We start from the raw sequence: 21,986 nt of genomic DNA, 5'->3' as shown, positions 1-21,986 counted from the left end.
ACACGAACAATGACCGCTATTTACAGTAAAAAGAAACTATTTGAAAAATACTATTACCTACCAGAGAGAGAAATGCGAGTAACGATTAATGAGATTATCGCAGAGATACGCCATTTACCTTTTGAGGTAGCCAAACACAAAAAGAAACTACGTCCAAGTGAGGTACGACGATTTTTAGAAGTATATGATTTAGTATAGAAAAAGTAAAGAAAATTAATTTAAAAACGATTAAGTATGTTGCAATCAGTTTTTGAGAATTTTTTACAATGTTATAAGTTGAAGGCAATAACATTTATCAACTCAACGTTACTAATCATTAATAAAAATGTACAGACAAATATGGGGACAAATCACTGTACAAAAAAAAGGAGTATTCATATATTGAATGCTCTTTTTGTTTTCCTGAAAAAGCTATAAGAAGACAAAGTTTAAACTATTTTAAGAGAATTGTTATAAGAGTTAGTTTATATCATATAACTTTACCGCGCAAAATAAATAAGGCACGGTGAAATTAAAACAACGACGAAAACTAGTTACGTATCTAAATATTTTAGACCAACCTATTCGATTTAATCCTTTTGTTTTTAGTCGATCATTTTTATTATGGTCTCTTCTTGGGTTAATAGGCGGAGTGATTGCAGGTATTTATTGGATTGGGCTTGAGTTTTTGACTCATAGCTTAGCTTTTTTTAGTGGTTGGCAGGTTATTCCTTTAATGGCAATTTGTGGGTTTTTAGCAGGATTGGTAATTCACTTTATAGGAGACCCAGGAGAAATACACTTAATTGTGAATAACATTAGATTTAATAAAGGAAAACTTGACCCCAAAAACAACCCCTCAATGATACTTTCCTCTTTATTATGTGTTGCATCTGGAGGTAGTCTTGGACCAGAAGCACCTTTAGTACAAGTAACAGGCTCAACAGGAACTTGGATAGGAAAATTATTTCGATTAAAAGGAGAAGAGTTAAGGTCATTAAGTATTGCGGGTATGGCATCGGGTTTTACAGCACTGTTTGGTGCTCCATTGGGAGGAAGTTTATTCTCATTAGAAATACTGCATCATAAACACGCTGTTGAATATTATAAAGCAATTATGCCTGCGTTTGTAGCAAGCTGTTTCAGTTATTTGGTCTTTGCTTTAATCATTCATTTGGGACTTGGTCCAATATGGGATTTATCAGCTTATGAATATTCGGGGCTTTTTGATTTTGGTTACGCTGTTTTATTTGCTATAGTTGGTACTACATTTGGATGGGGATTTATTTTTTGTGTCAAATTTTTCAAATCTATATTTGAAAAAAGACCGCTACCCATTTATGTCAGGACTCTAATAGGAGGGCTTTTACTTGGGGTTATAGCATTTTACTTTCCTATAACACGATATTTTGGACATCATGAGATTAATGAACTCCTTTCAGGCAATTTTTCTTTGACTTTATTACTAGCGATTTTAATTTTTAAAATTATAGCCATTTCAATAACTGTAACATCAGGTTGGAGAGGAGGATTTATTATTCCCTTGTTTTTTGTAGGAGCAACACTAGGGCTAATTATTCATCAATTATTTCCGACAATGAATTTGACACTAGCAATAGTTAGCTGTATGGCAGCTATTAATGCTTGTGTAACGAGAACACCAATGAGTACCACAATTTTATTGGCTACCCTAACAGGATTCGGACACTTTGTTCCAATTCTCTTTGCAAGCTTAACAGGTTATTTTTTAGCCCCAAAAATGCCTTTTATAGGTTCGCAAATGGAGGAAGAATAAAAAGCTATTTCATGTATTAAACCCTCCCCAATCTTACCAAATCCTCCCAAAAGTTAGCTAATTATAGCATAACTTAGCGAAGCCTTTCAAACCCTGAACCCCCACAAAACACTTCAAGTACTTTTGACTCAGCAAAAGAAAAAGAAGTGAATCCCGAGGCAATTAATACCATCTTATACAGACCCATCCAAAAAGGAAGTACATACGATAAGTTACTTCCACATAGCGACTGTAGTAGTGTAAAAATTGCCAACGGAGACACCAAGGTAGCAATTGAAAGTATGGCATTGTGGGTATATAAATACCAACACCACACCCAAAAGCTATCCCAAGAAAAATTTGCAAACCACCCCTTACAAAAATTATGCAAGGAGCTACACAGGTTTTTGTATCAGCATCTACAATACAAGATAGATACTTACGACCAATTATTACGTAGCCCTGCCTGTGCTTGGGCGACTCGCTCACAGGGGTTGGATTGCAAAAGTTATAGCATTTTCGCAAGCAGTGTGCTATTAAATTGTGGGGTTACACACTACTTGCGACGTGTTATACAACAAGAGGGCGAGGGCTACAGTCATGTATATGTGATAGTTCCCAAAAACCAACACACATTTGACCTAAACGACGGGTACTATACCATAGACGGCACCTTACAAACATTCAAAGAACAGGACATACACCAATCTGACGATGTACTAATGACACCCAAAACCCAAGGCTTATCAGGAGCAATTGGAGGAGAACTGGTAAAAGGCGTTGGAAAATTAGTGAACTATGCCGTGAGTGAATTCATACAAGAAATGAACTCCTGTAGTGGTTCGTATTACGATGCCTCAGTAGTAGAACTTAAAATCAGACGTGATTTACGAGACAAGCTACAACAAAAAATTACCCAATTAGGCGAAGCCATCACTTTTAGAAACCGTGCAAGGACACAACACCTGTTCAACGAAATATTCAAAGAAGTAGATTTAGGTATCGCCCATTTACGCAACGAAACCGCCTATAGTTCTTACGAACATTGCGACGGAGAAACCCTAGCCCATGCGTTAGCCTTTGCGGAAAAATTAAAAACATTTATCGATAATTTTTTCGAAGAATTTAAAAAGCACGCTCCCTATTTCAAAGTAGAAGAATTTACCAAGTCAGCCAATGTGAACAGTAGAACGCTCTATTTTGTGGTGGAAAACGAGACCAACCCCATCGTAGCTGACTACCGCTTTATTGTGGTACGAAAAGAAATATCCACCTATGGACTAGACCCGATATTTCCATTTGAAGCCAATGCAGCACAATGGTTAGTAAACAACCTAGCCCATTTACAAAAAACCTATAACGACGGACGGGAAAAAAGCTATGAAAAAGAAATAACCCCACTGTTAGACAAAGTAAAAGCCTTACGAGCCAAAGCACATTTAGGCGGAGAAATGCTGTATTATTTCGAACAACCCTTACAACGAGAACTCTACAAAGTATGGTTGCGATACGATGCAAACTACACCCAATACCTAAAAGAAGAAGCTCAAAACACACGTACCGCTAATGAATTAGCCCTACGAGACTATCAAGAACGCTTTAAAAAAAATGTGGCAGAAGATAAGCAAGCCAAAAAGCGCAAACGATTAAAAATCCAAGTAGGTATTGGCGCAGCAGCCTCCGCCTTGCTCGTATTGTTTTTACAAAAAAAATAAAAAGTTATGAATGAAGAATTTGACACCATAGGCACGCATGTTCCGTATGGGCTGTATGGTTGGTTCGACGGCTTTTGTCCCTCCAATGGAATTGCCAGTCGATTGAACAACCAAGCCAAAGGCGTGTGGGCGCAAAAAGCCGAATGGGACAACAAGTACAAGGCACTCCAAAACGGACGACAAGCCGCCGAATGGGAAAGCCTCAAAAAAGAAGTACGGCGCTTAGAACAAGCCATAAAAGCCGAACAACAACAATTAGCCCAAGAAGAAGGCATCGCCGATGCGTTAGGCTTAGGCGCTTGGTGTAACGGCGCAGTATCCAAAAGAAAAAAAGCCGAAGAAAGTTTGCGCAATGCAGAAAAGTCCCTAGGACATATCAAAGGCGCTTTTCAAACCTTGGAACGTCAACAGACCCAAGGTATCAAAGAAGCCAATGCAGTCATTAAAACAAACCAACAAAAGCTCAATGCCATTAAACAAAGCATTGTCCAAGTCAAACAAAAAATTGCGAAGTACAAAGCCGAAAGAGACCATGAAAAAGCCCAAGCAGCTAATGCGACACCCGCCGAGGTTAGTAACGCCAACAAGAAACGCATTGCAGGAATCGCCAAAGAAAACGCACCATTGATACTAGGAGGTATCGCACTGTTAGGCGCAGTCGTCTATCTCAATAAAAGAAGTCCAACCCACAAAACGGTGAAGTCCGTAAGTGTATAAAACTAAGAACGATGAATTTGTTACAAACACACCTATTGCTTGCCGAACAAGAAGAAGCCTTAGAAAGTCAAGCACTTTCTAAACCACAAGCAAACGGACTTCATGGGTTTTGGGACGGAGCGAACCTGATGGGGATAATCAATACCGTTGGCGGAACATGGTCGCAAATAGAACAAGCCCGAAACGGAAAACCAGTCTATGTACAACAAGCCAATGGAGAAACCAAGGACATTGCTCCGATGCTAATAGCCAAGTTAGAACAACAAGCACAAGCACAGCAAACCTCGGTAGACAACTTGGTAAAAATGATGCAGCTACAATTACAAACGCAACAAGCCCCTAAAAAAGACAACACGCTGTTGTATGTAGGAGTTGGAGCAGGCATACTCGTATTGTTAGGAGGCATGTACGTGATGACACAAAAAAAATAAACAATGAGAAAAGAATCAATAGAAAATTCGGTAGTCAGTTTGCTAAGTATGAGTGCAGGCGCAATGCTTTCACGTGTAACCGCTAAAAAGCTACCGATGCAAAACACCAAGCTCAAAAAAGGCATGTTAGCCTTGGCAGGTGTCCTAGGCGCAGCCTATTTAGACAGGAAAACCACAGGCAAAGCCATTGCACAAGACATGGCAATGGGAACCGCCGTCACCCAAACAGGCGAACTCGTCAAAGAACTGTTGGATGAAAAGTTGCAAAACAACCCGCTATTACATTCCGCTTTAGGATCTCCTTATGACAATTGGAACGAACCCTTTGCACTAGATAGCACCGACTTTTTATCAAGTTACGCCAGTCCCAACTACGATGGAATTTCCGAAGACATTTCCTACGAAACCGTAGAAGATTTTAATAGTTAAAAAACAAAAAAGAGAAAAGAAAAAGATGAATTTTTTAAGAAACGAAGAACCTTATTTACGAGTAACCGAGTATTTAAAATACAAGAACTCCAAACGCAAAGAAAACGAAAAGTGGAACATCAGTGCGATGAAGCCCATGCCAAGCTTTTTATACGCCAACAAAAAAGTAGATGTAGGCGGTACGGTGTCCCTGTTAACAGGTTCGTCAGTAGCCAAAAGAGGTGTGACCAATTTTGACGGAAACTCCCTAGTCAAAGGACGTGTGTTTGTAGCCAATGGCATCACGTTTAAATGCGCCATTGACGATGCCAGCAAACCAGAGCAAGACATTGCCTATAGCATTGCCAAAGTTCCAAACACCTTAATGCAATCAATGGTTGTAGTCAAGCAAAAAAACGAAATCCTGATTGAACTACCGATTTGTGACATTTTAGGTGCTACCGAAAGCGGTAACCACTATTTCAAATTAGGCTCATTTGCCCTGTTGGAAGACGACACCATTACCGAAATCGAAATCCAATACCCAGAAGGAGCAAAAATCACGTTAGAAGACGGAAAAGCCCTGTTCGCTTCTGCACGCTTATCAGGATTTGCCACCTATCAAAAACGTTAAGCTCATTTTTATAACCACACTTTGCGCTAAGACAAGCGCAAAGTGTTACTACAAGCACCAAAGATGAAAAAGATATACAAACGCATAAAAATCAACAAAGACCTTTTAAAGACCAATCTTCCCCCTGAAGAACTCTTACAAAATGAAGTCAGCGATACCATTCCCACAGGAAAAGTAATCGGAGTGTATTTTATCTCCTATATGCCCCCTATGGACGCAGGTATGCCCACAGGAGAAACCATGGCAAGACGCTTAGTTCCTTTTGGGATTTCTCAAACAGACATTACCCTGAAAGACAGTAGAGGGCATTTGCTGACTGAGACCACGGACATCAAAGACTATGAACACAAAAGCGGAGGTTATAACGAGGGCTTTAAAGAACTTGACTTTGAAAGCAAAAACGAACGAGTGACTATCAGTTGGGAAACCCTAGGAAACAGACCCATTTGTGGCGAGTTCATCTTTGAGATAGAATCCCCTAACCCATGTTAAGGATGAAAACCATATACCACAGCGAACAGTTTACCGATGATTTTGAGATAAACTTTTCCGAGAAGAACGATTGTAAAGGCGTTATAAAGCTTGAAATACACCCACACGAGCTAAGCGTTCCTTTGCTTATCAAAGACGGTTCAGGACAGCGAATCACTGCCCAAGCCCCTTTTATCATAGACACCAATTATCCAATTGTAGACGGCTTGATACGCTTTGAGTTTTCAGAATACCCAGCACTCACAGCCGTACAAACAACACCCTTTAAAAAAGCCATAGTAAGGTATTTATATTGTGAATAATCAATTATCGAACATAGTAGAAAACCACCTACAAGGAGGAAGCAATCATGTCATCAAGGTATCGAGTAACGGCATAAAACTTGTCAAGTCTACTTCGGCACAGAAGTACGCCTTTACCTTAGAAGATATTGAAAGCAAATACGGTTCGATAGCCCAATTTTTACAAGCCTTACCCGAAAAAGGATTTAGCGGAGCGGTGGTCTTTACCCTACAAAAAACCTATACCAAGGATGGGAAGACTACCTATCACACGCTACAAACACTCACAGAAAAATTAACCCAAGATATGAATGCTACCAACCCTACCACTGCCTTTTTAGGAGCGCCAGAGCTGATGGCAAAGATGGTACAAGCAGAACGTTCGGCAGACTATAAAGAACAAGTACAAGAGCTAAAAGAAACCGTCAAAGACCTGCGCTCTCGCAATCGAGTATTAGAAGAAACCAATAGCTCACTTACTATTAAGTTGGAGACAGCAAAAGAACGAGAAGAACTCAGAGTCGAGCGAGAACTACTGAAGAAGAAAAGCTTTTTAGAAACGCCCGCCTTTGAAAAGACGATGGAAACCTTGGGCGGGATGCTTCCTAAAATCTTAGAAGCTTCAGGAGGCAATGCCGTAGGACACCCGAGCCAGTTAGCAAGCCCGAATGTTTCGCCCATACAAAAAGCCTTTGTACAAAAGCTTCCCACTGCCACCGACGAACAAGTGATGTTTTTTAACTATTTGCTTGACAACTGGCAAGAAGATTTAATCACACAAGTAGCACAGATTATCGAACAACAACAAGAACACCATGAAGATACAAACTAAAAAAGAAGCCATTGCCCAATTAGAAAAATTACCAGAAAAAGTATTGATACGCCTAGCAGAGCTATCCAGTCATAAAGAAGCACAAAGCTACTTTGCATGCCCGATAAAATACGGAGCGGTCAAGAGCTTTTTGAAGTAGAAAGCAACAACAAGATACAGGAGAAAAAAAAGCGATGAAAAAGAAAACAAGTGTATCGAAAATTGCCACCCGAAACAACGCTAAAAAAGCGGTAAGCAAAGCCAATGAAGCCAGTGCCTTTTTACTAGCCAACAAACCGCTACTGATAGTAGCAGGCGGAAGTGTCGTAGCATATTTCCTATACAAAAGACTCAAACAATCAGCCGATGCGGTAACCGAAGTCTTTCAAGACGTAGCAAACGACCATATCGAAGCAGACCTGCACATCAATACAGGAAAGCTAAGCATCAATAAAGAACAAGCGAAGATTTTAGCCAAGTCCTTACTAGATGCTTTTAACGATACCGCTTTTGGACTTCCTGCTACCGATGAAGCCAAAGTAAAACAAGTCTTTGACAAACTACAAACAGGCGATGACTTTAGACTCGTGTATAAAATCTTTGGCAGAAGAAAACGCATGGGAGGCAAAACCCCAACGGTATGGCTCGATAAAAAGCTTGCGGACGATTACGATTTAATCTACTGGCTTAAAGCAGAGATTTCAGAGACGTGGGACAGGCAATTATACCACCAAATCAAACAACGAGTACAAAGCGCAGACATGCCCTTTTAAACAAAAAAAATGAAAAAGAACAATGGAAGCAAGTTTACCAATTTACGGGTTGGCATGTCCCGACACCCAACAAGCCCAAGAAGAATTTGACACCAAAAAAAATTGCGGATGTACGATGAATACAACAGCACAACAATTAATCAGCGGAATCATTATCAACGGAAGCACAGGAAAACCCTTTGAAGCAGGGCTTGTCAATGTGTACAATACCCAAACCAAAAAAGGAACGACACCTGATGCAAACGGAGCATTTCAATTGTATGCCAGTCCTACCGATGTGATACACATTTCCTTTGTGGGCTATGATACCCTACAAATAGTAGCCTCAAAACTACCTGCCACCATCACGTTGCAGGAAAGCTCGGAACTACTATCAGAAGTAGTGATAACCGCTAATAAGAAAGAAGATAACAATTATATCTATGCCAGTATGGGACTGTTAGGCTTACTGTTTATGTATGCGATTACCAAGGATAAGAAAAAGAATAAAACGACGACCTAATGGAGTTTATACTCATGCACTGGGAAAAAATCACAGGCATTTTAGGGCTGATTTTTTCCTTTTTCGCAGGCTTTAAAATGCGGAAGATACGCCACCAAGAAGCCAAGAACCTAGCCTTAGAAAGACGTTACAAAGCCGATTTACAAAAGCTAGAGAATTACAAACGAGCCTTTGACATCAATGCAGAAATGATAGAAAGCATTAAAAGTGATTTTATGGCTCGTATCGGTTCACTACATCAGTATATCGAACAATTGGAACACATGAACACAAAGCTACACAGTATTGTAGCCAAGCAACAAAAAGAACTCGACAAATACATCACAAAATATGGAAAAGACATTTAAAATACTCAGTGTTGTTTTACTACTACTGATTACAGGGTGTGGAACAACCAAACACAGTAAGACCCAGATTTTAGAAACCCAAGTGGATAGTGTTTATATACAAAAGGACAGCGTACAGAGCATCACTATCAATAGCGCTATTCAAGACAAAATATTTATAAAAGTTGCCACTGGAGATACTTTACTAGACAGCCTCGTAAATCAAAAATTACAACACTTTGCCAGTAGCAAACAAAGCGGTACAAATAACTATAGCGTTCGCTACGATACCCAAGCCCAAGGATTTGAGATACGCAGTACCATAGGCGCTACCAAGGAGGTTGTAACCAAACAGCGGGATAGTACATCAACGAGCCAACACAAAGAGCATAAACAAGAGGTAAAAAAGCAAACAACAGCACACCGATTGCCCTTGTGGGTTTGGGTACTGCTCTTAGCCCTTGCAGGCATGGTCTATGGAATCGTTAAAACAACCTAAAACTAAGAATGAACACAAGAAAGCTATGGGTCGTTGGAGCAGGTATAGGCTTAATAACTCTAACCGCTTTTATCAACCAAAAGAAAGCCCAACTGACCCGTATTATAGAACAATTACAGTTTCGTGTTTCAGGAATTAGAAATGTGCAGCTCTCATGGCAACACATCGCTTTAGAACTAGACATACAATTACGAAACCCAACAAAGGAACATTTGAACATCAATACAGGCTTTATAAGTGCAAAAGAGCTACGAATCTATGAAAAGAAGACAGGGAAACAACTCGCTTTTACCAAGCTAAATACTCACAAAATTAGTATTCCTAGTGGTGGTATGTACCAGTTACCACCCACGCACATTAACCTGCCAGTACTCACCGTAGGACAATTGGTTTTTGAGGAGCTTCAAAAAAAGCAACAGGACTTTATAAAGGCGTTGCGTTTTGAACTGGACGTAGCCAGTTTAGGAAACACACGAACCGTACAATTTTAAAAAAGAAGAAAAAGAAAAAAGAAAATGGCAAGCTATGAACTATTCAAACCCTCTTTAGAACAAGCAGAGGGCGGGTATCAAAACCTAAAAAACGACAAAGGAAACTACAACTCAAAAAAAGAACGAGTCGGAACCAATCACGGAATCTCCGCTAAATTCTATGAAAAGATACTAGGCAGACCTCCGAGTATCAGCGATATGAAAAGCCTTACCAAAGTAGAAGCCCATATCCTTTTTAAAAATGAGTTTTGGGACAAAATGCGAGCCGATAGCATCCGTAGTCAAGCAGTGGCAGAAATGATAGTCGACCATGCGATAAACGCCAATCCAAGAGTAACCGCAGGTATCGTACAACGCTCTTTAAACCGATACTTTGGCAAAAACCTACAGGTAGATTATGTCATAGGATCTAACACTGTCAAAGCCATTAACTCGGTAGATGCCAAACAGCTTTTTGAGCGTATAGGAAAAGAACGTCTCGCCTATTACAAACGCTTAAAAGACTACCAATACTTTGCCACGAGTTGGACAGGGAGAGTGTTTGCACTAGCTCATAAGTTTGGTGTTGACCTCAAAAAAAAAAGGTAGCCCCGCTACTAGGAAGTATTGCAGGCATAGCCCTTATCAGCTATGTGATATATACAAAAGCTAAAAAGAAAAAGAAAAAATAAGATGAATACCATACAAAAATTTCAAGCCTTAGACGGCAAGGAAGTCAGCCGAAGTACCTTAGAAAGATTAGTAACACAGGCAAAAAAAGAAAACAATACGGAGGTTATTTATAGAGTCTCAAAAATCTTAAACGACCACCCTAAATACACGACGTTTAACATTTCAGTCAAACGATATGCCACAGGACTGAATGCACCAAGACATACAGGAGCATACAAAGAAGCCTTAACCAGTTGCGGGCGTTTGCGCAAAGGATGGCGTTTTATCAAAGGACGAGTAGTCAAAGCAAGCGCCAAAGTACCCAAACCTACTCGAAAAGGATTAGCAGCCCCAAAAAGAAAAGAGGGATTGACCGCTAGTGGACGTTTGAAAAAAGGCTATAAATATGCAAAAGGAGGTAGAATTGTAAAAGCTACCTCAAAAAAAAAAGTGCTGTAGCGCCTGTCACTAAAACCCAACAACCTGCTGAAAATATCCCCTTAGAATTTTTAGCAGGTTTAGACTTCATTCAGGAAGAAGATACCAACACCACAGGACTGAATGCACCTGTACGTCCCGACCAAATCTATCAGATGATTACGGACAAGCTTATCGGTGCTATCAAGAGCGCTAAAGGAACGCCAAAATTGGGTTGGGATGATACCTTTTTAGAAAAAGCCGGGTATCTATCACCTGTAAGCTTTGCCTCTAAAAAAGCCTATAGAGGCATCAATATCATACTGCTAAAAAAAGGCAATCCTTTTGGAGCGTATCAAAACCCTTATTTCTTAACCTTTAAGCAAATACAAGAAGCAAAAGGGAAACTCAAAAAAGGCGCTAAAGGATTGGAGGTAATCTACTTTACCCGCCTGTATAAATTTTCAGATGCTCAAAAAGGACTCGAACACGCCACCTATAACAAACAAAAAATGCAAGACTTTTTACAATCGAAAGGCTATGATACGAGTCATTTTGATTTTCTCGTACAGACCATACCTATCTTAAAATACTATACGGTTTTCAACGGAGCAGATATTGAGGGCATTGATTTTGGATTGAATAAACTAACCGCTTTGGAAAAAGCACGTTTAGGTTTTGTTGCACCAAGTACCCCTCATAATACGGATGAAAAGAACCCGATAGCAGAACTTATCATCCAGCACTTTCCGAAAGACAGTGCGAAGATAGTACACGGATTTAAAGGAGCGAGTTACAATGTAGCACAAGACAAGGTAAAAATGCCCAAGTACGAAGCTTTTTATCAGAGTGTTGATTACTACAGTACGCTATTCCACGAAATGATACACAGCACAGGACACCCAAGCCGATTGAATCGTCCTTTTGGAAAACGCTTTGGCGATGTGGTGTATGCTAAAGAAGAACTCATAGCAGAGTTTGGGGCGGTGTTTTTATCCGCACAAGCAGGGATTTTATGGAAGACACAGGCAAACCATGCGGACTACCTTAAAAACTGGCAATTGGCGTTGCAATTTATGCAAGAAGATACAAAGCTTTTAATGCGTGCAGCTAGTGAGGCACAAAAAGCAGTGGATTACCTCTTACAAGTGGACACCAACAAAGAACCCAAGTTTTACAAAGCACTGGTAAAAAACAGTCAAAAAGCAAGTCCAAAACCAACGAAAACACCTGCTTTAAACAGACCCGTCAAAAGAGCATCAAAGCCTCAACCCAAAAACAATATACCAGGGAATCTCAATACAAACTCGGTAGCTTACAAACGAAAGCAATTACGACATAGAACCTTTGAGTATTATCAAATTGAGGATGCCGTACTGTCAAGCTTTTTAGGAAAGTTAGAGATAAAAACCAAAGAAAGTTTGGTGATTACCCTAGCAGGGAAACGGGGTTCAAGTAAAACACACTTTGCCTTTAAGTTTATCAATGTACTAGCCCAAAAATACAAGGTCGGTCATGCCTCTATGGAAGAACACCCTGAAAGTGCGTTGTATTGGGACAAAGCCGATATGTATTTTAACGAGGTGGCAGAACGTAATTTGTCCAACCCTGATATTGAAAACCTAGACCAATTGGACAAACTGATTAGAGAAAACGATGTGATTGTGATAGATAGTTTTGCTAAGTTAAAGGAACTGGATAGCAAATTTGAAATTGACAAAGATTTACGAAAGAAGTATGACGGAAAATTGTTTTTTATCATCTTTCAACAAACGGCAGACGGTAAAATGCGTGGTGGTTCTAAAAGTGGCTTTGATGGAGATTGTATTTTCTTTACTGAGAAAACAAATCATTACAAGACTAACTTTATTTACACGGATAAAAACCGTTACCAAGATAAACCACTCGATGAGTTGAAGTATAATATTTATTCAGGGAAACTCGACTCGATTATGTCTGAAGAAGTGGTTACAGAAAATGTGATGCCGAAAGAGGTGGAGTTTTAGGATATATCCCGCAAGATGATTTACAATCGTTTTGCGGGATATTTTAATTACTTATGGTATTTTTTGAAGTTCTTTTTAAGTGTATTTTAAATACTTGTTTACAAATCTTTTTTTGTCGATTTTTCTGTTTTCTGAATAATAAAATATTTCATTTTCATTCAATCCATTTAAATTATCAATGAAGACAGGGTATTTCATTTTATCTATGAACTTTTTCCAATATTTTTTTACCAATCTTAATTCTATTACTTGTTCATACATTGAGTCGTAATCAATTTTGATTTTTCTTCGAAAATCTTCCAATCCTTTTTGAGTATATAGTTTTTCGTAAATACAAGCGATATAATACTTGTACTGGACTTCTGTTAGGTAAAAATCAGGGATTTCATCATCAAGAAATTCAAAAACTAAAGTGTTCTCATTCTCAATTCTAAAACGATTTTTACCAGATTTTAAATTCCTTATTTCTGAACATTTTATTACACGGGAAACTACTTCTTTATAGTTGTAATTTTCGATTAACCAAAATGTTTTTGGAATAGAAATAGTCAACTTTTTGATATATATGAACACGTCCTCTGTAAGAATGGAGTTTTTAACCAAAGTCTTACCATTTAAAATCCAAATGAGATTTTTTTTACCATAAAATAATTCTCGTTTTTTGATTTCAGAAAATTTAATTGGTGAATTTTGAATTTCAATAACAAGTCCATTGTTTAGTAAAATATCGGCTCGATGTGATGCTTTATTATTTGTAATTGTTACTTCTCTATTTTTTTTAGGAAAGAAGTTTTGCCATTTCAAATGCCACTCAGAAATTGGTTCATACCAATCATCACAGTCAATAGTCTTTTTCTCGTGATGATACCAATGTTTAACCCTTTGTTCCCCTTTGCGACCTTTAACATTAGAACCACAAATACCACATTTAGCTAATTCACCGGAAAAGCTAACTTCAATTTTGTTGTTTTCTTTGTTTAAAGCATATCTCATTTTTTAATGGATAAGATTTTCTAAAATTGGCTATAACGTGTTATAAGATTAGTTGCATGTTTTGAGTAATAAGTTTAACAAATAATACTTATTTTAATTTCCGATCTGATTATCGAATAAAACATAATCAACCATATTGAAAATTTTATGAGCTTCTCTAATTCCACCACAACATCCATTCTCATAGCAAATAGTTACCATTTCAGCTTCTCTAATTAGTTGTTTCATAAATTGCTGTGAACTATAATGATAATGATAACTTGCACGACTATGTTCTGTAAGTCTTTCAATTATTATTTCTTCTGGAATTGCAATAGTCTTATCCATTATTCTTGTCGAAAAACAATCAAGGTCAATATCAAATACAAAGTTTCTTCTGTTTTTTTTGAAATCAAATTTTCCATCTTTTAACTCCCAACCAAAATCGTCCCATAAAGTTTGATATTCAGTTTTTATTGGGTCGTTTAAATAACCTCTATGCCCAAGTGCTGACCAAACATCTCCTAAGTTATAAAGATATTTAGTTCCGAAATTTTGAGTTTTATATTCTTCTCTAAATCCAATCCCTGATTCATCGGAGTTAAAAAGGAAAACATTATTTATTAAACCTAATTCCATTCCTACTTTTACCCAATCGTCATCTAAATGATTCAAATCAAATTCCACAATTTGGTTTAGTTCTCTCGGATTAGGTTTTTTTAAAAATTCGATTATTTTTTTGATTGTACTCTCTCTTGGATGGCAGTAATCATCGTGATTATCGAACATTATCAAATCAACTGATTCTGTTAATTCTCTTTTTTCAATTAGAAAATAAAGGACGTTGATTATAGTTCTATGGTCTTCATAAATAAGGACTTCATTTTCAGAAGTAAATTTATGATTAATGTTACTTCTTCGCGCTATTTCGTAAAGTTGTTTTTTTTTCAATGTTTTTTGTTTTAGTTTGTTGGTAGTGTCTAGTATAAGAGTAGATACTGGTTTGTATTTGAGAAGTCTCCAAAAGAAGTATAGAAAGAGTAAACAGCAATGCTCTTTGATAAAATACTAATATGATAATTGTTTTTATATGGTGTTGGGAGTAGTTACTTTCTACTTACAATAAATTCTAATTTATTAAAATTATCAAAGTCAAATACTTTAAAAGGCTCAAATGATAAATCAGTCAAATTATTAAGGGAGATTGTTATTAATACTAATTGCCAATCTTGATACATTTTCATTAGTTTTTCTGGTTCAATGCTAAACTCTGTTAAACCTTTTTCAGACTTTTGTTTAATTAGAGAGTACATAAATACTGCTCCTTGATTTGTATCTCCAGTTTCTTCAAGATTAAAATTATGAATATCCTCAACCATCCAAAAATCTATAAATTCGTTAGGTATTTCATTCGAAAGCGCATTTGGATTATTATCTATATATCTAAAACTTTCCCTTAGTAGAATTTCATTTTTATCCATATTAAATTTATGTTTATTTTTAACTTAGTGTTGCTATAATTACTGCTAACATTATTGTGTATAATTTCGTTGCGTGTTTAAGCATTAAAGTTAGCAAATAAATCATAAATAGAAGGTTAACAAAGACTTTCGTAGGTAAACTATAAAGAGTAATGAATTATATACGCCTTTTTAATCCACAGTATTTTATCCGAATATATTCATTAAACTTATTCTATCTTCGTCAGAATTGAACTCAAACATTTTCAGATGATAATGCGTTCGTTCAGTTTTTTCGGTGTAAATTTTACGTGTGTTTTCTGATGTGTTCAACTCGATTGTCAAAGCCTTAATATCTAAATTGTAGCATTCAGAATAGGATTTATGCCTTGTTGATGGAAAACTATCTTTAAACTCTATATTATATTTTGGTTGAAAATATTTAATAAGTGCAGCTTCGGTAAAATTTATTTTCTGCTTTTCTGTTATTGAAATTCCCTTATTTTTAAAAAAGTGTTCTTCTTTTTCACGTTCAATTTTTGAGTCTTTTTTAGTTACTTTTATTAAATCAGTTCCAGCTGAGAATAGCATACTTTGTTGAGAAAAGTTAGTTAAAAGAATCCAAATATCAGAATCAGGATTTTGAGTTAAAGAATGGGTATAAATTTTTTGAACTGTTTCGTGATATGAAAGCCTATCTAAAGCAGTTCTTTTTCCGTTTTTACCATAAGCCTGACCGATATATAATACTTCGTAATCAAGAGTGGTTAAATTCAGATTGTTTTCAATGTGTGAGCTGTCAATTAAAGTACTAGGTCTTGCTCCAAGCAAGACACCATTTTTATCTGAAAAAGTAAAAAAATTATAAGGATATTCCGTGTGAAATTCCAATTCCGATTTTGCATTGTCTAATTCAGTTCCCATTTTAATAACTCCTCCTTCTGTTGGGTGATGAATGATTAATTCAAAGTCCGCTTTTTTCCCTTTTATCTTGACTGAATTTGGGTCAATTGTAACTTTTGGTCTTCTTAAAACAAAATAAATATTACACGGATTATCTTTATTGAAAGTCTGGTTATTTTCCCAATAACACTCCAAGTCAGAGCCTAAAACAAATTGATATTGATTCAAATACATTAGCAAAAATGATTCAACTCCGAATCTATAATTGTTCTTTCCAAAGATGTTTTTCATATTGTGTTATAGCTTTTTATATAAACACTTTTGGTAATTTTAAATAACCATAAAGGAGTATAGGTGTACTCTTTTTGCAATTTTTTAGTTGTTTTATTTAGTGCTAGCTAATATAACAAAAAACTGTAATTCAATACGGTTTAGGTAGACGTTGAATTTTTATTTAGAAAACAAACCACTTGATTAATTGAAATACAATACCGAAAGAGGTGGAGTTTTAAAAAATATCCCGCATGATGATTGTAAGTCGTTTTGCGGGATTTTTTGTAATATTAAATACTTTTCTCTAAAGTAATATTTTAATCGTTATTTTTGACTTGTAAGAATAGTATAGATATAAGCATTTTTTAATGTATTATTCAAAACAAAGTATTGGGCTATCTTTAACAACTAAACTTGTTATTTTATGCAACTTTAATTTGTTAATCAGTCTATCAGAGAAAAACAAGTCAGGTTCTAATTGAAGATTAATAATATCACGATTTTGATATTTTTTCTCTAACGTAATTTTTGCCCATCTATTGAATAAATGACTTTCCTCATATTTCTTGTAATCTTGATAGTTCTTAAAAGAAGTATATCTTTTATCAATATTGTCAAGAAGAGCATCCTCTTCGGGAAATAAAGCTGATTTAGGAAATATAATTTCAGTTACTGGAATCATTGGAACAAAGAATAAATAATAATTAAAAGCAACATTATCGACTTCAATTTTTCTTATATGATACTCATCTTTTGAGACTCCTATTTCATTTAAACAATCTAAAAATTTTTGACTAATAACGAAATGATAACCATTTAAATGGGGTGTAAAAACAACTATATCTGTCTTCTTTGCATTTTTTAAAAAAGACCCTTTTAAAAATTCTATCTTAAGATTGGAAACAAAAGCTTGCTCTTCTTCTACAGAATAATCTGTATTATACCCTAATAAAAAGTGATTAATTTCAGAATAGTTTTTGTTTTTCTTTAAATTCTTCTTAAGGAATTCGAGTTGATAAACTCCGTTATTTACGCCAATAATACTTGGCTCAGAATTGTGAGAAATTTGTTTCATTTTAGTTTTTAATAATGTTTTTGAAAAGTTTCACTAATTAATCATAAGAAATCCATTCATCTTGATTACTATGATACTCATTTGTTTCATGAAACCCCTTATAACTAATAGTAAAACTAGTATCACGTTTTGTATAATTAATTTTTTTTGGTGTAACACCAATGAAATTATACAATCTATATTTTCTTATTTCTAAGTCTTTTAAACCCAGCGGTAGTATACCCTCTTTGTCTTTAAAACTTTCAATTTTTTCAACTAATTTATCAGCATTTTCTTTTGTTATGTTTGTTTGCAATGTTTTGATTCCTTCACCTGAAAAAAAAGTAATAAAAGACGATATCATTAAAATAATTGAAAAATTAAGAAATGTGTGTTTCTTATTCTTTCTGATGAGTAAAAAAAATGAGAAGCCAATTAATAAACATATTAATAAAAATATTTTTTCACTGGGAATTAAGAAGTTAAATGATAATCTAACATAAAGTACATTCAGAACTAATAGGGCTATTAAAAAATTTAATTTAGATAAGTTCATTTTTTAATTGTAGCGTCTAACCACTTATCTTTCCATTCTTTTGGAAACCTTGTATCTTCTCTGTATTTCTGTGGGATTTTATAAATCCAAGTTTTTTTCAAAAGAGAATCATTTCTGAAAATTGAAATATTATTATCCAGTTTGTTTTTTTCTATACTATCCCCTATTTTTATATATAACATAACTTCACTATTAGAAGGAACTATTGTATCTCCAGTAGTTATATAAAAATGGGTAGGTTTCATTTCCTTTCTAGGAGCAAAGACTCCCACTACCTTTCCTTTTTGTTCTACTTTTATATTTCGAATCAAGCGTTCAAAGCTCTTTTCATAAGAAAGCTTATTCATAAAGCTTTCGCAATTAGAAAACAGAAAAACTGTCAATAAAAAAATAGTTATCTTTTTCATTATTTCTTTTTGTTTAGTTGTTTAAAATCATATGTTTCACCTCCAAAAAATCTTGCTTGCAACTTTGGACTACTTTTGTCAACTCCAACCGCACCTCCTAAAGAACGACTTTTCCAAGTCCAAGTTGACCTCATACCAGGATGTATCTCATCTGTTGTATTATTTACATTAGACCAACTGTATGACACCCCTCCAAAGCCATATGAAAGCTCATATCCATTATAATTTCCTCCAAAACCTTTAACGCTATTAAATGAATCAGGAGCTTCTTTAGAATTAAACTCTGACAGATATGAACTTATTCCAAATCCTTCTCCCAAACCAACATTACTTCCTTTATAATCATAATTAAACAAATTCCCTTCATCTTCTCCAGAAAGAAAGTAAACAAAACCTGTACCTCCATGAGCTCCTCCCCCCACTGTTAATGACCACTCAAAATTAATTCCTACAGCATCAATAGGTTGTTCTTTTTCTACTGTGGTATCTATTACTATTGGGGAAGGTACTGATAAATCTGTATCAACAGACACATAAATATCATTTTTGTCATTCGTTATAATTCGAGCCACTTCTTTTTCCTTGTTATTTAAAAAAATAATATCCTCAGGAGCTAATCCTAGTGGGTCAATAAACCTAATAGGATTATTATTCACAAAATTGTAAGGAGATTTATCAGGAAACTCATCAGAAAGAGGGTCTGGAGAAAGCCAACGACTTATTACTTCAGGTTTTAATGTTGCCTCTGATAATCCTAAAGAATCTAAGTTTCTAAATGAAACAATTTTTTGAGTGTACACATTATACATTACAGAACCAATAGGGACAATACTATCTAAATCGTGAAATTCCAAGTATTTCCCTTTGCTTAAAGTCGCAATCTTTGGTGTATACCCGAATTTTTTAAAAGGGTTTCCAACTTGAATATTCTTTTCTCGTTTAGCTTTTTCCTCTGGACTTAAATTTTCCTTTTCTTGAGCAAATCCAAAGCCGAAAAAGATTATTGTAATGATTAGTGTTAATAGTCTTTTCATTTTTAGTTTAGTGAGTTAAATTCTTGTTGCTATATTTTTCTTTCTCTTTTTTAAGAGAAACTAACCAGTCTAAATACATTTGCTCAGGCATTTTACGATAGCCTATTTCATGTATTTGTGTTATTTGCTTTTGTAGGTCATTAAACATTTGAGAACTTTCTTTGTACTTGAAAATATCATTAGGAAAGCTAGCTTTTTTTTCTTCTAAAAAATTCTCAATCTGCTTTCTTTTTATTTCGCTTTTAAAAAGCATTGCATTTACTGAATTTGGAAAATACTTCAATGCTTTTTCGCAACATTTTAAAGCAAATTCTCCGTCATTATATGGAAATTTCCTGTCATAAGTTTGTGCTAAATCAATCAAGCAAAGTGCAATACTTTCTTGATTGTTTAAAGCTTTCATGTAAACACTATTTTTGATTGCTTTTAAGTGAATATATCCCGAAGCCATCAACCAAGCATCAATAGGAAAAATACCGCTTGTAAGTTCTGTATTATACCATCCATCTTTTTTACTTCTTTGTTTTATATAAATATGATTAGGAGCTAAAGCTAAATGGGCTGTCTCTCCCATTTCTTCAACTAAAATTTTATATAAATAAGGTAATGAATGACAATTACCTGATTTTGTAGTTAGCATTTTAGAAACAAACATATTGTCCCAGCTTTTATTTCCAAATGGGTCATCAAAATTGTAACTAAATGGATAGTAGGTTAATTTCTCATTATTAAAATGAACTGGTATACTATCATTCATTACAGAAAATACAGCAGAATAAATACTAACTTTTTCTTTATCTCTTTCTGTATATTTTAAAGTTCTGCTCTGTTTTATTTTCTCAGCAAATTTCTTTAATATATTTATTTGATGATTAACATTCTGAAAATTCAACGCCCCATCATAGTATGCATTTTCTACACTAAATACAGCATCTTTAAAATTATAGTTTTTTGGATTCTCTAGCATTTCTGTTAAAAGTTTATAACTCTTTTCAAAAAAGAAATCTTGAGCTTTAGTTTGAAAAATACTGAATAATAAAAGTGTTAATGTTATGGTTTTTCGTATCAATTTTTTAAAGTTTTAATTTTGAGTTTAAATTGTTTTTTTAATTCATCATTGTCTTGTTGTTGTTTATGTTTTTTCAAAGAAGCTAACCAAGCTTGATACATTTTAGCAGGCATAGGTTTATATCCTAAATCATCTACTTTTCTTTGAACATTGTTTACTGTGTTTAAGAGTTTAACAACTTGTGGAAAGGCACTGATTTTTTGAAGTTCTTGGTGGTTTCGTGGGTTGATGCCTAGTTTATTATTAGTGACATATTCAAATTGATAGGTCAAATAATTTTCAAGCATGATATTAGCATTGATGTTCTCGGGATATAGTTCTAATGACTTATCTATAATCTTTTTTGCAAAACTATCATAACCAAACTTACGAATATAACCAGATGCTAAATCATCAAATGTATGTGACAATAATTGCTTAGAAGAAAGCTCTTGCATATATATTCCTTTTTGCAAAGCTTCGGAAGTTATATATCCACTTTGTAAAATATAAGTGTCGGTTGTAAACATTCCGTTGGTAAGTTCTACATTATACCATTTTTTCTTATCATCTTGAAACTTGATATATGAATGATTAGGTGATAATGATAAGTGAGCTTTAGCACCTATTTCTTCTGCCAGAATTAAATATAACAAAGGCATCGAATGACATTGTCCTTTTCCTGTTTTTAATAGTTTTGAAACAAACATATTGCTCCAGTTCTTTTGTCCTTTATAATCTTCAAAATCGTATTTTAAAGGCAGGTGCTTTAAGTCTTTAGATTTAATCTCTAAAGTGTCTGCAAAGAATTGGAATAGAATAAGGTTTTTAGCAAGGTTGCTATTGGGAGGGTAATTCAACTCTTTCATTTTCTCTTTTAGAAAAGAGCCACTACGTTTAACAATGTCGTTGAATTTTTTGTAATCTTCTTTTTCTTCATAAAAAGCATTTTCTACTGTAAATGTAGCTTCTTTAATGGAGAAGCTATCAATATTCATTTTTAATAGCTTTTCGAATGCTTTTTTATATAGGTTGGCTTTTTCTGTGTTTTCGTAGCTAGGTAGCTTAAGAATATTAATTCTTTGGTAGTCTATAATAGAATTTTGTGCTAACTTTTTTCTTCTTTCTTCAATTTCAACTTGTTTTCTATCTTGCTCATAAACACTAAAACTCCGTTGAGAATTAATTAGAGTTTGGTTGTTATGATAATTTCTCTGATTAGTATTTATAGTGTTATAGTTATTACTATAGTTACCTAGACTAGAAGTGTTAGGTGTTTTTGGTAAGTTTATGTTTTGTCCGTAGCATGTGGTGATACCAACAAAAAATAATAAATGATGCAAGCGAGGGACTTTCATTTTATTTTCTTTTT

The 21,986-nt window shown here is 35.0% G+C and carries 29 protein-coding genes; 19 read left to right on the top strand and 10 right to left on the bottom strand.

Going from position 1 to position 21,986, the window contains the following annotated elements; all coding sequences use genetic code 11:
• Window positions 1–9: 9 nt before the first annotated feature.
• From LCI24_RS06330 to LCI24_RS06240, 19 genes are all read left to right on the top strand, one after another.
• On the top strand, window positions 10–198 hold the full coding sequence (locus tag LCI24_RS06330) for a hypothetical protein (protein WP_121146007.1): 189 nt from the start codon (window positions 10–12) through the stop codon (window positions 196–198).
• Between the two features lie 307 nt (window positions 199–505).
• Window positions 506–1,774, top strand: a complete 1,269-nt coding sequence (locus LCI24_RS06325) for a chloride channel protein (RefSeq protein WP_274639615.1) — start codon at window positions 506–508, stop codon at window positions 1,772–1,774.
• 146 nt (window positions 1,775–1,920) lie between these two features.
• A complete protein-coding gene (locus tag LCI24_RS06320) occupies window positions 1,921–3,468 on the top strand; it encodes a hypothetical protein (protein WP_274639614.1) in 1,548 nt (515 codons plus the stop codon).
• A 6-nt stretch (window positions 3,469–3,474) separates the two neighbouring features.
• Entirely contained in the window at window positions 3,475–4,185 is a 711-nt protein-coding gene (locus LCI24_RS06315) for a hypothetical protein (RefSeq protein WP_274639613.1), read from the top strand.
• Between the two features lie 11 nt (window positions 4,186–4,196).
• Window positions 4,197–4,616: a hypothetical protein gene (locus LCI24_RS06310; RefSeq protein WP_167712648.1), complete on the top strand. Its 420-nt coding sequence runs from the start codon at window positions 4,197–4,199 to the stop codon at window positions 4,614–4,616.
• 3 nt (window positions 4,617–4,619) lie between these two features.
• Window positions 4,620–5,045, top strand: coding sequence for a hypothetical protein (locus LCI24_RS06305; RefSeq protein ID WP_274639612.1), 426 nt, complete (start codon window positions 4,620–4,622; stop codon window positions 5,043–5,045).
• Window positions 5,046–5,070: 25 nt separating this feature from the next.
• Complete coding sequence (locus LCI24_RS06300) at window positions 5,071–5,658, top strand: hypothetical protein (RefSeq protein ID WP_125066256.1); 588 nt, start codon at window positions 5,071–5,073, stop codon at window positions 5,656–5,658.
• 63 nt (window positions 5,659–5,721) lie between these two features.
• A complete protein-coding gene (locus LCI24_RS06295) occupies window positions 5,722–6,150 on the top strand; it encodes a hypothetical protein (RefSeq protein WP_274639611.1) in 429 nt (142 codons plus the stop codon).
• A gap of 2 nt (window positions 6,151–6,152) precedes the next feature.
• Window positions 6,153–6,452 (top strand): hypothetical protein, encoded by a 300-nt coding sequence (locus LCI24_RS06290; RefSeq protein WP_274639610.1) that lies wholly within the window; start codon window positions 6,153–6,155, stop codon window positions 6,450–6,452.
• On the top strand, window positions 6,445–7,263 hold the full coding sequence (locus tag LCI24_RS06285) for a hypothetical protein (protein WP_274639609.1): 819 nt from the start codon (window positions 6,445–6,447) through the stop codon (window positions 7,261–7,263). The genes LCI24_RS06290 and LCI24_RS06285 overlap by 8 nt, the downstream gene beginning before the upstream one ends.
• Window positions 7,247–7,402 (top strand): hypothetical protein, encoded by a 156-nt coding sequence (locus tag LCI24_RS06280; RefSeq protein WP_274635355.1) that lies wholly within the window; start codon window positions 7,247–7,249, stop codon window positions 7,400–7,402. Before LCI24_RS06285 ends, LCI24_RS06280 begins: the two co-directional genes overlap by 17 nt.
• A 34-nt stretch (window positions 7,403–7,436) precedes the next feature.
• Window positions 7,437–8,015, top strand: a complete 579-nt coding sequence (locus tag LCI24_RS06275; protein WP_274639608.1) for a hypothetical protein — start codon at window positions 7,437–7,439, stop codon at window positions 8,013–8,015.
• 49 nt (window positions 8,016–8,064) lie between these two features.
• Window positions 8,065–8,517: a carboxypeptidase-like regulatory domain-containing protein gene (locus LCI24_RS06270; RefSeq protein ID WP_274639607.1), complete on the top strand. Its 453-nt coding sequence runs from the start codon at window positions 8,065–8,067 to the stop codon at window positions 8,515–8,517.
• Window positions 8,517–8,864 (top strand): hypothetical protein, encoded by a 348-nt coding sequence (locus LCI24_RS06265; RefSeq protein WP_274639606.1) that lies wholly within the window; start codon window positions 8,517–8,519, stop codon window positions 8,862–8,864. Before LCI24_RS06270 ends, LCI24_RS06265 begins: the two co-directional genes overlap by 1 nt.
• Window positions 8,848–9,342, top strand: coding sequence for a hypothetical protein (locus LCI24_RS06260; RefSeq protein ID WP_274639605.1), 495 nt, complete (start codon window positions 8,848–8,850; stop codon window positions 9,340–9,342). The genes LCI24_RS06265 and LCI24_RS06260 overlap by 17 nt, the downstream gene beginning before the upstream one ends.
• A gap of 8 nt (window positions 9,343–9,350) precedes the next feature.
• Window positions 9,351–9,833 (top strand): hypothetical protein, encoded by a 483-nt coding sequence (locus tag LCI24_RS06255; RefSeq protein WP_274639604.1) that lies wholly within the window; start codon window positions 9,351–9,353, stop codon window positions 9,831–9,833.
• 24 nt (window positions 9,834–9,857) lie between these two features.
• Entirely contained in the window at window positions 9,858–10,421 is a 564-nt protein-coding gene (locus tag LCI24_RS06250) for a glycoside hydrolase family 108 protein (protein WP_167712659.1), read from the top strand.
• Window positions 10,422–10,505: 84 nt separating this feature from the next.
• Window positions 10,506–10,943 carry a hypothetical protein gene (locus tag LCI24_RS06245; RefSeq protein WP_121145973.1) on the top strand — a complete coding sequence of 146 codons (438 nt, stop codon included), beginning with the start codon at window positions 10,506–10,508 and terminating at the stop codon, window positions 10,941–10,943.
• Between the two features lie 134 nt (window positions 10,944–11,077).
• Complete coding sequence (locus LCI24_RS06240; RefSeq protein ID WP_274639603.1) at window positions 11,078–12,907, top strand: ArdC family protein; 1,830 nt, start codon at window positions 11,078–11,080, stop codon at window positions 12,905–12,907.
• Between the two features lie 75 nt (window positions 12,908–12,982).
• Here LCI24_RS06240 and LCI24_RS06235 read toward each other — a convergent pair whose 3' ends face one another.
• The 10 genes from LCI24_RS06235 to LCI24_RS06190 form a co-directional block, all read right to left on the bottom strand.
• A complete protein-coding gene (locus tag LCI24_RS06235) occupies window positions 12,983–13,900 on the bottom strand; it encodes a competence protein CoiA family protein (RefSeq protein ID WP_274639602.1) in 918 nt (305 codons plus the stop codon).
• Between the two features lie 93 nt (window positions 13,901–13,993).
• The gene (locus LCI24_RS06230) at window positions 13,994–14,830 is read right to left on the bottom strand and encodes a peptide arginase family protein (protein ID WP_274639601.1); all 837 of its coding nucleotides are present in this window, start codon (window positions 14,828–14,830) and stop codon (window positions 13,994–13,996) included.
• A gap of 155 nt (window positions 14,831–14,985) precedes the next feature.
• A complete protein-coding gene (locus tag LCI24_RS06225) occupies window positions 14,986–15,360 on the bottom strand; it encodes a hypothetical protein (RefSeq protein ID WP_274639600.1) in 375 nt (124 codons plus the stop codon).
• A 186-nt stretch (window positions 15,361–15,546) separates the two neighbouring features.
• Complete coding sequence (locus LCI24_RS06220) at window positions 15,547–16,533, bottom strand: hypothetical protein (protein WP_274639599.1); 987 nt, start codon at window positions 16,531–16,533, stop codon at window positions 15,547–15,549.
• 355 nt (window positions 16,534–16,888) lie between these two features.
• On the bottom strand, window positions 16,889–17,590 hold the full coding sequence (locus LCI24_RS06215; protein WP_274639598.1) for a hypothetical protein: 702 nt from the start codon (window positions 17,588–17,590) through the stop codon (window positions 16,889–16,891).
• 37 nt (window positions 17,591–17,627) lie between these two features.
• The gene (locus LCI24_RS06210; RefSeq protein WP_274639597.1) at window positions 17,628–18,125 is read right to left on the bottom strand and encodes a hypothetical protein; all 498 of its coding nucleotides are present in this window, start codon (window positions 18,123–18,125) and stop codon (window positions 17,628–17,630) included.
• The gene (locus LCI24_RS06205) at window positions 18,122–18,532 is read right to left on the bottom strand and encodes a hypothetical protein (protein ID WP_274639596.1); all 411 of its coding nucleotides are present in this window, start codon (window positions 18,530–18,532) and stop codon (window positions 18,122–18,124) included. Before LCI24_RS06205 ends, LCI24_RS06210 begins: the two co-directional genes overlap by 4 nt.
• Window positions 18,532–19,566, bottom strand: coding sequence for an RHS repeat domain-containing protein (locus LCI24_RS06200; protein WP_274639595.1), 1,035 nt, complete (start codon window positions 19,564–19,566; stop codon window positions 18,532–18,534). Before LCI24_RS06200 ends, LCI24_RS06205 begins: the two co-directional genes overlap by 1 nt.
• A 7-nt stretch (window positions 19,567–19,573) precedes the next feature.
• Window positions 19,574–20,635: a tetratricopeptide repeat protein gene (locus tag LCI24_RS06195; RefSeq protein WP_274639594.1), complete on the bottom strand. Its 1,062-nt coding sequence runs from the start codon at window positions 20,633–20,635 to the stop codon at window positions 19,574–19,576.
• Entirely contained in the window at window positions 20,632–21,972 is a 1,341-nt protein-coding gene (locus LCI24_RS06190) for a hypothetical protein (protein ID WP_274639593.1), read from the bottom strand. The genes LCI24_RS06195 and LCI24_RS06190 overlap by 4 nt, the downstream gene beginning before the upstream one ends.
• Window positions 21,973–21,986: the final 14 nt, after the last annotated feature.

This window comes from Tenacibaculum larymnensis (assembly GCF_028829235.1).
In the GTDB taxonomy this organism is placed as follows: Bacteria; Bacteroidota; Bacteroidia; order Flavobacteriales; family Flavobacteriaceae; genus Polaribacter; species Polaribacter larymnensis.
The sequence above is the reverse complement of the archived record's forward strand: the minus strand, read 5'-3'. Positions and strand labels throughout refer to the sequence as shown.

What these genes read in the sequence shown, in the direction of transcription:
- LCI24_RS06200 (WP_274639595.1), bottom strand. Translation starts at nt 19,566, where the DNA reads ATGAAAAGACTATTAACACTAATCATTACAATAATCTTTTTCGGCTTT.
- LCI24_RS06300 (WP_125066256.1), top strand. Translation starts at nt 5,071, where the DNA reads ATGAATTTTTTAAGAAACGAAGAACCTTATTTACGAGTAACCGAGTAT.
- LCI24_RS06330 (WP_121146007.1), top strand. Translation starts at nt 10, where the DNA reads ATGACCGCTATTTACAGTAAAAAGAAACTATTTGAAAAATACTATTAC.
- LCI24_RS06220 (WP_274639599.1), bottom strand. Translation starts at nt 16,533, where the DNA reads ATGAAAAACATCTTTGGAAAGAACAATTATAGATTCGGAGTTGAATCA.
- LCI24_RS06210 (WP_274639597.1), bottom strand. Translation starts at nt 18,125, where the DNA reads ATGAACTTATCTAAATTAAATTTTTTAATAGCCCTATTAGTTCTGAAT.
- LCI24_RS06215 (WP_274639598.1), bottom strand. Translation starts at nt 17,590, where the DNA reads ATGAAACAAATTTCTCACAATTCTGAGCCAAGTATTATTGGCGTAAAT.
- LCI24_RS06295 (WP_274639611.1), top strand. Translation starts at nt 5,722, where the DNA reads ATGAAAAAGATATACAAACGCATAAAAATCAACAAAGACCTTTTAAAG.
- LCI24_RS06225 (WP_274639600.1), bottom strand. Translation starts at nt 15,360, where the DNA reads ATGGATAAAAATGAAATTCTACTAAGGGAAAGTTTTAGATATATAGAT.
- LCI24_RS06260 (WP_274639605.1), top strand. Translation starts at nt 8,848, where the DNA reads ATGGAAAAGACATTTAAAATACTCAGTGTTGTTTTACTACTACTGATT.
- LCI24_RS06205 (WP_274639596.1), bottom strand. Translation starts at nt 18,532, where the DNA reads ATGAAAAAGATAACTATTTTTTTATTGACAGTTTTTCTGTTTTCTAAT.
- LCI24_RS06255 (WP_274639604.1), top strand. Translation starts at nt 9,351, where the DNA reads ATGAACACAAGAAAGCTATGGGTCGTTGGAGCAGGTATAGGCTTAATA.
- LCI24_RS06280 (WP_274635355.1), top strand. Translation starts at nt 7,247, where the DNA reads ATGAAGATACAAACTAAAAAAGAAGCCATTGCCCAATTAGAAAAATTA.
- LCI24_RS06265 (WP_274639606.1), top strand. Translation starts at nt 8,517, where the DNA reads ATGGAGTTTATACTCATGCACTGGGAAAAAATCACAGGCATTTTAGGG.
- LCI24_RS06190 (WP_274639593.1), bottom strand. Translation starts at nt 21,972, where the DNA reads ATGAAAGTCCCTCGCTTGCATCATTTATTATTTTTTGTTGGTATCACC.
- LCI24_RS06310 (WP_167712648.1), top strand. Translation starts at nt 4,197, where the DNA reads ATGAATTTGTTACAAACACACCTATTGCTTGCCGAACAAGAAGAAGCC.
- LCI24_RS06240 (WP_274639603.1), top strand. Translation starts at nt 11,078, where the DNA reads ATGATTACGGACAAGCTTATCGGTGCTATCAAGAGCGCTAAAGGAACG.
- LCI24_RS06315 (WP_274639613.1), top strand. Translation starts at nt 3,475, where the DNA reads ATGAATGAAGAATTTGACACCATAGGCACGCATGTTCCGTATGGGCTG.
- LCI24_RS06235 (WP_274639602.1), bottom strand. Translation starts at nt 13,900, where the DNA reads ATGAGATATGCTTTAAACAAAGAAAACAACAAAATTGAAGTTAGCTTT.
- LCI24_RS06245 (WP_121145973.1), top strand. Translation starts at nt 10,506, where the DNA reads ATGAATACCATACAAAAATTTCAAGCCTTAGACGGCAAGGAAGTCAGC.
- LCI24_RS06305 (WP_274639612.1), top strand. Translation starts at nt 4,620, where the DNA reads ATGAGAAAAGAATCAATAGAAAATTCGGTAGTCAGTTTGCTAAGTATG.
- LCI24_RS06290 (WP_274639610.1), top strand. Translation starts at nt 6,153, where the DNA reads ATGAAAACCATATACCACAGCGAACAGTTTACCGATGATTTTGAGATA.
- LCI24_RS06250 (WP_167712659.1), top strand. Translation starts at nt 9,858, where the DNA reads ATGGCAAGCTATGAACTATTCAAACCCTCTTTAGAACAAGCAGAGGGC.
- LCI24_RS06275 (WP_274639608.1), top strand. Translation starts at nt 7,437, where the DNA reads ATGAAAAAGAAAACAAGTGTATCGAAAATTGCCACCCGAAACAACGCT.